1 protein-coding gene is annotated in these 1,111 nt (G+C 45.4%); it reads left to right on the top strand.

Annotated elements, in window-relative coordinates:
* The first annotated feature begins 29 nt into the window (after nucleotides 1–29).
* Nucleotides 30–1,109, top strand: coding sequence for an NAD-dependent epimerase/dehydratase family protein (locus F6K37_RS43845; protein WP_287293820.1), 1,080 nt, complete (start codon nucleotides 30–32; stop codon nucleotides 1,107–1,109).
* Nucleotides 1,110–1,111 lie beyond the last annotated feature (2 nt).

The raw sequence follows: 1,111 nt of genomic DNA, 5'->3' as shown, positions 1-1,111 counted from the left end.
GGTGGCAGCTTAACGGTTTAAGGGATTTTATGAAACTTTTTATTACAGGAATTTGTGGCTTTGTGGGTAGTACCCTGACTAAAGCGTTACTTGACCATAAAGCAGATTTAGCCATTACGGGTATTGACAACCTATCTCGGTCAGGCTCTTGGCTAAACCGTGAAATTTTGACTAAACAAGGGGTGAAGGTGGTTCATGGTGATATTCGTAATGCCAGCGACCTGGAAGCTAATGGTCCGTTTGACTGGGTGATTGATTGTGCGGCGAACCCCAGTGTATTGGCAGGGGTTGATGGTCAATCGAGTAGTCGTCAACTGATTGACCATAACTTGGGTGGTACGATTAACTTGCTGGAGGCGTGCAAACGTTGGAATGCAGGTTTCATACTCCTCTCAACCAGCCGGGTATATTCGATTCCACCATTGGCACAATTAAAGGTAGAGGTGCATGACCGGGCTTTTCGACCTTGTGTAGATAGCTCTTCTAGTTGGCCAGTGGGATTGAGTGAGCAGGGGATTAGTGAAGCATTTTCAACGGCTCCGCCGGTCTCGCTGTATGGTTCAACTAAGCTAGCATCAGAAACACTGGCACTGGAATATGGGTTAACTTTTAATTTTCCGGTGTGGATTAACCGCTGTGGAGTAATGGCTGGTGCTGGACAATTCGGTCATCCAGGACAGGGGATTTTTGCTTTTTGGATTCATAGTTTCCGCGAAAAGCGAGCGCTCAAATATATTGGTTTTGGCGGTAATGGCTATCAGGTAAGGGATTGTTTGCATCCTCAAGATTTAGTCCCTTTGTTAGAGCAGCAATTTAGTGAGCCATTAGTGACGAATAAACCCCGAACTGTGAATTTAAGTGGTGGGGTGAGCAATAGTATGTCACTGCGGCAATTAAGTGATTGGTGTGAAGATCGCTTTGGGGCTAATAAGGTACTTCAAACCGATATAGAACGACCTTTTGACATTGCTTGGATGGTGCTGGATGCCGCGAAGGCAAAACAGGTGTGGGAATGGACTCCACATACAGAAATTAATCAAGTGTTACAAGAAATAGCCAAATTTGCAGAAGCAAACGAGAGCTGGTGTAGAGTGTCTGCTTCAGGATAGTA

Origin of the sequence: Moorena sp. SIO4E2 (genome assembly GCF_010671945.1) — a bacterium.
Lineage (GTDB): Bacteria > Cyanobacteriota > Cyanobacteriia > Cyanobacteriales > Coleofasciculaceae > Moorena > Moorena producens.
Note: the sequence above shows the minus strand (reverse complement) of the source record. Positions and strands in the feature narration are given on the sequence as shown.